The organism is Saccharomonospora iraqiensis subsp. iraqiensis, assembly GCF_000430445.1.
In the GTDB taxonomy this organism is placed as follows: domain Bacteria; phylum Actinomycetota; class Actinomycetes; order Mycobacteriales; family Pseudonocardiaceae; genus Saccharomonospora; species Saccharomonospora iraqiensis.
The window spans coordinates 29,378-37,350 of sequence record NZ_KE387102.1 but is presented as its reverse complement, the minus strand read 5'-3'; the positions used below and the strand labels follow the sequence as shown (position 1 = coordinate 37,350).

Sequence of the window (7,973 nt, the reverse complement as noted above, 5' to 3'; positions counted from 1 at the left end):
CCGCCGCGCCACCTCCCCCGCCGCGGCCCTCACCGGCTGGCTCCGCAAGCTGGCCCCGACCGGCTGACCCGCGCCCCCGGGGGGGTGTGCCGTGAAGGACCCCTTCGCTGCGTCACATGCAGGGAAGGACCCCTTCACGGCGCCGGGTGCAGGCAAGGGGGCCTTCACGGCACACCTCCACGGGCCGGGGCGGCGGGTGTTGATCAGGTTGCGGAGTGTGTCGGTAGGGTGACCGGATGACGGTTTTCCCGGACTCGGGGGCCCGTCGGGGCTGGGACGAGGACGACATCGGCGACCAGAGCGGGCGCACCGTGCTGATCACCGGAGCGAACTCGGGCCTGGGTCTGCGCAGCGCCACGGTGTTCGCCGAACGGGGTGCGCGGGTGCTGCTGGCCTGCCGGTCGGCCGACCGCGGACGGCGGGCGCTGGACGAGGTCGGGGCCCGCGCCCGGGTCCGGCCGGAACTGATCCCGCTGGATCTGGCCGACCTCGGCTCGGTGCGCTCGGCGGCCCGGGCGGTGACCGAGCGCACCGACGGTGCGCTCGACGTGCTGCTGAACAACGCGGGACTGATGGGGACCCCGCGCGGCGAGACCGCCGACGGGTTCGAGACCCAGTTCGGCACCAACCACCTCGGACACGCCGCGCTCACCTGGCTGCTCATGCCCGCCTTGCGGGGCGGCCGCGACGCCCGCGTGGTCACCGTGTCCAGCCTCGCCGCGTTGCGCGGCCGGATCGACCTGCGTGACCCGCACTTCACCCGACGCCGCTACAACCCCGCCACCGCGTACGCGCAGGCGAAACTGGCGAACCTGGTCTTCGCGGTGGAGCTCGACCGCAGGCTGCGCACCGCCGCGGACGACGGGGAGGTCGGAGCACCCACGGTGACCAGTGTCGCCGCACACCCCGGCTACACCACCACGGGCCTGGCGGGCTCGATGGCCCGCTCGCACGGTCACCCGGTGGCGCGTGCGGTGGTCGGCGCGGGAGCCCGGGTCGCGGACCTGTTCGGGCAGAGCGCCCGCATCGGGACGCTGCCCCAGCTGCACGCCGCCACCGCGGGTGAGGTGCGCGGAGGGGACTACGTCGGTCCGGACGGGCCGGGCGAACTCCGCGGTCATCCCAGGGTGAACAGGCCGCCACGCCGCGCGCTCGACCGGGCCACGGGTGCCGGCCTGTGGGACCTGACCGCGGAGTTGACGGGCGTCACCCCGGATCCCGCGTAGTCGAACCCACCGGCACCTCCCGCGTAGGGTGGGGCGCGTGACTGTGGTGCCGGAGGGTCGGAAGCTGCTGCGGCTCGAGGTCCGCAACAGCCAGACACCGATCGAGAAGAAGCCGTCCTGGATCAAGACCCGCGCCCGCATGGGGCCGGAGTTCACCGAGCTCAAGGGGTTGGTCAAGCGCGAAGGTCTGAACACCGTCTGCGAGGAGGCGGGCTGTCCCAACATCTACGAGTGCTGGGAGGACCGCGAGGCCACCTTCCTCATCGGCGGTGACCAGTGCACCCGGCGGTGCGACTTCTGCCAGATCGACACGGGCAAGCCCGCCGACCTGGACGTGGACGAGCCGCGCAGGGTGGCCGAGAGCGTGCAGGCCATGGGGCTGCGCTACTCGACCGTGACCGGCGTCGCCCGGGACGACCTCCCGGACGGCGGGGCCTGGCTCTACGCCGAGACGGTGCGCCAGATCCACGCGCTGAACCCGGGCACCGGCGTCGAGCTGCTCATCCCCGACTTCAACAACGACGACGACCAGCTCGCCGAGGTGTTCGGCTCCGAGCCGGAGGTGCTGGCACACAACACCGAGACCGTGCCGCGGGTGTTCAAGCGCATCCGGCCGGGCTTCCGCTACGAACGCTCCCTCGACGTGATCCGCCGCGCCCGGCAGGCGGGGCTGGTGACCAAGTCGAACCTGATCCTCGGCATGGGCGAGACCCCGGACGAGGTGGAGCCCGCCATGAAGGACCTGGTCGACGCGGGATGCGAGATCCTCACCATCACGCAGTACCTGCGCCCCTCCCCGCGGCACCACCCGGTGGACCGCTGGGTCAAGCCGGAGGAGTTCGTGGAGCACACGAAGACCGCCGAATCGCTGGGTTTCGCGGGTGTGATGGCGGGGCCCCTGGTGCGGTCGTCGTACCGCGCGGGCAAGCTGTTCGCCAAGACCAAGCAGCACCGTGGCGAGCCGTTGCCGGAGAACCTGGACCACCTGGCCGCGGCGGCCCCGGCCGCACAGGAGGCGAGCAGCGTCCTGGCGCGGCAGCGCTGACCGGACGACACGTGGAGCCGGACCCCGCCGCACGGACCGGTCGCTTCCGGGAAGCCCCGGGAAGACCGGAACGACACGGGCGTTACCGTCGACGGAATCGACATGACCGGTTCCGGCGGGCCGGCACCGCGACCACAGGGGGCTATCCGTGGTAACCGAGTTCCTCGACTGGCTGCAGAGCCTGCCGCAACCCGCGCTGGTCGGCGCCACCGGGGTGCTGGTACTGCTCGAGTGCACCGTCGGTCTCGGCTTCATCGCCCCCGGGGAGTCGGGCCTGCTGATCGCCGCGACGACCGCCACGACCATGCCCCGGTTCCTGGTGCTGTGGGCCGTGGTCACGGTCGCCGCGGGGATCGGTGACTCGATCGGCTACGCCCTCGGCAGGCGCTACGGGCCGCGCCTGCGGGAGACCCGGCTCGTCCAACGCTACGGCGGCGACGCCTGGGACCGCGCGTGCACGATCCTGCACCGGCGGGGCGTGTGGGCGGTGTTCTTCGCCCGGTTCCTGCCGGTGGTCCGCACACTGACCCCGGCGGCGGCGGGCACGGCCGGACTGCCCTACCGCCGGTTCCTGCCCGCCGTCGTCGCCGGTGCGGCGTCCTGGTCGCTGTTGCACATCAGCCTGGGCGCCGTCCTGGGCGAGGCCGCCCGGCAGGTGGAGAACGCCCTCAGCACCGGCGGCACCGCCGTGGTCGTGGCGCTGGGCGTCGTGGGTGTGCTCGCCGTCGTCCGGTACAAGCGGCGCAAGACCGCGAAGGCGCTGGCCGCGCTGTCCGGTGAGCCCGTTCCGGGGTCCCCGGACAGCGGCGACGACCGCGACTGACGCTCCCGCCGGGTTCAGCGGGTCGGGGGCAGGAAGCGACGCGCCACGCCACCCCCGTCCCCCGTCCCGGCGTGTCCGTCGCCGTCGGCGATCCACGGACCGGTGCCCTCGCTCGGATCGAGCACCCCCTCCTCCAGCCAGGCGTAGCGCCCGGCGAGGACCTGACGCGCCAGCGCGCGGTCACCGCGGTCGGTGTTGGTCCACAGCGCGTCGAACAGCGCCTCCACCCGCAGCCGCGCCTGCGCACAGAAGGCGTCGGCGAGCTCGTGCGCCGGGCGTCCGCGGTCCTCCTCGTCGGCGCCGGGGGTCTCCGCCCGGACACACACCGCGGTCATCGCGAACAGCTCCGCCCCGATGTCGACCACCCGGCCGAGGAACGCCTGCCGTTTCTCCATCGCCGCCCGCCACCGGGCCATGCCGTAGAAGGTGCACCGGGCGAGCCTGCGCGCGGCACGCTCGACGTAGCGCAGGTGCCCGGCGAGGTCGCCGAACTCGGCGAACGCGGTCGGCACCCGCCCGGCCCCGGTGACCAGCCGGGGCAGCCACCGGGCGTAGAAGCCACCCGCACGCACCGCCGCGACGGCCCTGCGCCGCGGCTCCACGGACGGGTCGACGAGCTCGCCCGCCGCCGTGAGGTGGACGTCGACCGCCTCCCGCGCGATGAGCAGGTGCATGATCTCGGTCGACCCCTCGAAGACGCGGTTGATCCGCATGTCCCGCAGCAGCTGCTCGGTGGGCACGGCGCGTTCCCCGCGGGCGGCCAGCGACCCGGCGGTCTCGTAGCCGCGCCCGCCCCGGATCTGCACCAGTTCGTCGGCGATCTCCCAGGCCCGCTCGCTCGCCCACAGCTTCGCCAGCGCGGCCTCGATCCGGATGTCGCCGTGCCCCTCGTCGGCCATCCGCGCCGTGAGCTCCACGACCGACTCGAGCGCGAAGGTCGTGGCCGCGAGGAACGAGACCTTGCGGGCGACGGCCTCGTGCTCCCCGATCGGCCTGCCCCACTGCACCCGTTCGGCGGACCACTGCCGCGCGATCCCGAGCGCCCACTTCGCGGCGCCCGCGCAGGAGGCGGGGACCGACAGCCGTCCGGTGTTCAGGGTGGCCAGCGCGATCCGCAGCCCGTCCCCCTCACCCCCGACGACGTTGGCGCGCGGCACCCGGACCCGGTCGAACCGGGTGAGGCCGTTCTCGATGCCGCGCAGCCCCATGAAGGTGTTGCGTTGCCGGACCGTGATGCCCGGGCTGTCGGCCTCCACGACGAACGCGGTGATGCCTCCCGGACGTTCCCCGGTGCGGGGCACCCGGGCCAGCACGACGAGGAGTTCGGCCACCACCCCGTTCGTCGTCCACAGCTTCACGCCGTCGAGTTCGTAGGCCTCGCCGTCGTCGGTGGGGGTGGCCGTCGTGCCGAGCCGCGCCGGGTCGGACCCGACGTCCGGCTCGGTGAGCAGGAACGCCGACACCGCGCCCCGGGCACACCGGGGCAGGTACTCGGCCTTCTGCTCGGGCGTCCCGGCGAGCTTGAGCGGTTCCGGCACGCCGATCGACTGGTGCGCGGACAGCAGGACGCTCAGCGACGAGTGCACCGAACCGACCAGCATCAGGGCCCGGTTGTAGGCGAGCTGCGACAGCCCGAGTCCGCCGTAGTCTTCCGGGATCTTGATACCGAAGCAGCCGAGTTCGGCGAGCCCCTTGACGTAGGTGTCCGGGATGCGGCCCTCCCGTTCGATCACCGTCGGGTCCAGGGTCTCGCAGTAGGACCGCAGCCGGGCGAGGAACGCCTCCGCCGCGGGCGTGTCCCCGCCTCCGGGGCCGGCCGGTGTGTGCCGGATCAGGTCGAGGCGCAGTCGCCCGAGGTACAGCTCCCGGGCGAACGACGGCTTCGTCCAGCCGCTCTCCCGGGCCTGCTCGGCGACCTGCCGGGCCCGTGTCTCGGTGACGTGCGGATGCTCGGCCATCGGACCACCTCTTCCGGGGTCGGGTGGCCGTCCGGCGACGGGTGGGCCCGGCGGGCCGCGACGTCCCCCGGCGACCACGGTGGTCCCCGGGGGTGGTCCGGCACCGCCCCGGGGAAACCCGGTGCCGCGCGGATTCCCCCGGACGCACCACGCCGGGCCGGGGAAGGCACCGCAGTCCGACGCGGCCTGCCCGATGTGCGCAAGGTCCGGGTGAGCCCCGTCCCCTTCCTTGTCGGGACCCACCCGGACGGGATCGTCTTCCCCACCGTCCCGTTCGGCCCCCCTCGACCGCCGGGACGGGATACCGGTGACCGGGCACGCCGCCCGCGCACCACCACGACGGGTCCGCGGACCGGTGTGCCGGTGCGGGAAAGACCGGTTTCAGCCTTACCCGAGCAGTCGGCGTTCCGCCAGTTGGAGGGCGGGGCGGAGCCGCGGATGTCACCCTGTCGGAGCAACTCACCTGACGGTGTGTGCCTCCTCGGTCAACGTGCGGTCACGATGCCTGCGGAGGTCGACGGTCGCCAGGGTCAGCGCCACTGCCGTGAGGGCCACCGAACACACCATCGCCCACCCCAGCGCGGTGGGGTACCCGCCCGCGCCGATCCCCGCGTGGAACACCGACGCGAGCACGGCCACCCCGACCGCCGTGCCGATCCGTTGCCCGGTCTGCAGGGCACCCCCGGCCACACCGGCCATCCGGGTGGGGACCCGGTCGAGGGTCAGGGTGGTGTTCGGCGAGATCACCATGCCGCCGCCGAGACCGGCCAGCAACAGCGGGGCGGCCACCACGTACCCGGCCGTGGCGGGCGCGGTGTGCGGGGCGATCGCCGCCACGGTGCCCAGACCGACCATCACCAGCGAGAGCCCCAGCAACGTCAGTTTCCGCCCCCACCGGGCGACCAGGCGCCCCGCGACGGCGGCCGACACCGCCGCCCCGAGGGCGAACGGCGTGACCGCGAGCCCCGACTCCAGCGGCGTGTACCCCAACCCCTGTTGGAAGTACAGGGCGAAGACCAGCCAGATCCCGGCGAAGCCGGTGAAGTACACCGTCGCGATGGCCGCCCCGGTGGCGTAGCCGGGGGTGCGGGTGAACAACCGGACGTCCAGCAGCGGGGAGCCGCCCCGCGCCAGCACGCGGCGCTCCCACCACACGAACACGGCCCCCAGCACCCCGGCGAGCGGCAGCATCCACCACAGCTGCCGCAGACCGTCCTGTTCGGAGCGGACCAGCGGCAGCAGCACCCCCAGCACGGTCAGGCCCAGCAACGCCATGCCGAGGTAGTCGAGCTGGGAACGCACCGGGCGCCCCCGCGGGGCGGACGGCGGAAGCAGGCGCGCCGCCAGGACCAACGCGACCGCCCCGATGGGGACGTTGACGAAGAACACCCACCGCCAGCCCTGGTCGGCCCCGACCAGGGCGATGATGAGCCCACCGAGCACGGGGCCGACCGCGGTGGAGATCGCGACCGTGGTCCCGAACGCGCCGAACGCGCGCCCCCGTTCCGCGCCGCGGAACAACTCCTGGATCAGCCCGCTGTTCTGCGGGGTCAGCAGACCGGCGGCGACCCCCTGGAGCAGCCTCGCCAGCACCAGCATGGACTCGTTGACCGCCGCCCCGGCGAGGGCGCTGGTCAGGACGAAGGCCGACAACGCGATGAGGAACATCCGCCGTCTGCCGACCGCGTCCCCCAGCCTGCCACCGGAGACGAGGACCAGACCGAACGTCAGGGCGTAGCCGGACACCACCCACTGCACCCCGGCCGTGGAGGCGTCCAGACCGCGCTGGATCGACGGCAGCGCGACGTTCACGATGCTGACGTCCAGCAGGGACATGAACCCCGCCGTCAGGGTCACCGCGAGCGCACGCCACCGACGCGGATCGGGTTCGTAGGCTTCGGGCACGGCCCCGGGACCGGACGGAGAATGGGACGCCACCCCGCCACGGTATTCCAGCGGCGGGAGCGCGTGCTCACCACGATCCCGGAGGCGACCGCCCGTGGGCAGGGCGGCTCCGGCGGCGGGACCGGACGCCGTAGCCTGGTCGCCGACACCCGTCCCGGACGCGAGAGCCGGACGAATCCCGCATTGTCGGCACTCGCGGCCCCACGACCAATGGTTCACTGCACACATGACACACGACGAGGCCCTCACCCTTCGCTCCGCCACGGGCTCCGACGTCGGACGGCAGCGGGACGGAAACGAGGATGCCGCCTACGCGACGACCCGGCTGTACGCCGTGGCCGACGGTATGGGCGGCCACGCCGCGGGGGAGGTGGCCAGCGCCCAGGCCATCGCGGCGATGCGCGACCTGGACGCCCGGCTGACCGAGCCCGACCTCAGCGGGACCGACCTCGACGCCGAGCTCGCCGCGGCGGTCGCCGACGCCGCCGAACGACTCGACCGGCAGGTGGGTGAGGACCCCGCGTTGAGCGGGATGGGCACGACCCTGACGGCGATGCTGTGGGCACCACCGCGGTTCTCCCTCGCGCACATCGGCGACTCGCGCTGCTACCGGCTCCGCGGGGACACGCTCACCCAGCTCACCCGCGACCACACGATGGTGCAGACCCTGGTCGACCAGGGACGGATGAGCCCGGAACTGGCCGAACGCCACCCGAGCCGGTCCGTCCTGGTGCGTGCCCTGCTCGCGGGCGTCCCGGCGGAACCGGACGTCGCCGGGTACACGGCCGAACCGGGCGACACGTACCTGCTGTGCTCGGACGGGTTGACCGACGTCGTCCCCGTCGAGCGCATCGGATCGGTGCTCGCCTCGGCCGCCGACCCGGACGACGCGGTGTCGTCGCTGATCGACCTGGCCAACGACGCGGGGGGACCGGACAACATCACCTGTGTCGTCCTGCGGGTCGCCGCCGGGGGATGACGGTGCCGGGCGGATACCGTCCGGTACCCGCCCGACG

The 7,973-nt window shown here is 73.5% G+C and carries 6 protein-coding genes; 4 read left to right on the top strand and 2 right to left on the bottom strand.

What is annotated here, in order from left to right:
• Window positions 1-236: 236 nt before the first annotated feature.
• The 3 genes from ACTIR_RS0114575 (at window position 237) to ACTIR_RS0114565 (ending at window position 3,094) form a co-directional block, all read left to right on the top strand.
• Window positions 237-1,226 (top strand): oxidoreductase, encoded by a 990-nt coding sequence (locus ACTIR_RS0114575; RefSeq protein WP_026454845.1) that lies wholly within the window; start codon window positions 237-239, stop codon window positions 1,224-1,226.
• Window positions 1,227-1,263: 37 nt separating this feature from the next.
• Complete coding sequence (lipA, locus tag ACTIR_RS0114570) at window positions 1,264-2,271, top strand: lipoyl synthase (RefSeq protein ID WP_007025594.1); 1,008 nt, start codon at window positions 1,264-1,266, stop codon at window positions 2,269-2,271.
• A gap of 148 nt (window positions 2,272-2,419) precedes the next feature.
• Window positions 2,420-3,094: a DedA family protein gene (locus ACTIR_RS0114565; RefSeq protein ID WP_026454844.1), complete on the top strand. Its 675-nt coding sequence runs from the start codon at window positions 2,420-2,422 to the stop codon at window positions 3,092-3,094.
• Window positions 3,095-3,108: 14 nt separating this feature from the next.
• On the opposite strand, the gene ACTIR_RS0114560 is transcribed toward ACTIR_RS0114565, so the two are convergent.
• Both ACTIR_RS0114560 and ACTIR_RS0114555 read right to left on the bottom strand, forming a co-directional pair.
• Window positions 3,109-5,052 (bottom strand): acyl-CoA dehydrogenase family protein, encoded by a 1,944-nt coding sequence (locus ACTIR_RS0114560; protein WP_026454843.1) that lies wholly within the window; start codon window positions 5,050-5,052, stop codon window positions 3,109-3,111.
• Window positions 5,053-5,511: 459 nt separating this feature from the next.
• A complete protein-coding gene (locus ACTIR_RS0114555) occupies window positions 5,512-6,990 on the bottom strand; it encodes an MFS transporter (protein WP_026454842.1) in 1,479 nt (492 codons plus the stop codon).
• Window positions 6,991-7,183: 193 nt separating this feature from the next.
• Here ACTIR_RS0114555 and ACTIR_RS0114550 point away from each other — a divergent pair, with 193 nt between their 5' ends.
• Entirely contained in the window at window positions 7,184-7,936 is a 753-nt protein-coding gene (locus ACTIR_RS0114550) for a PP2C family protein-serine/threonine phosphatase (protein WP_026454841.1), read from the top strand.
• The last annotated feature ends 37 nt before the right edge of the window (window positions 7,937-7,973 follow it).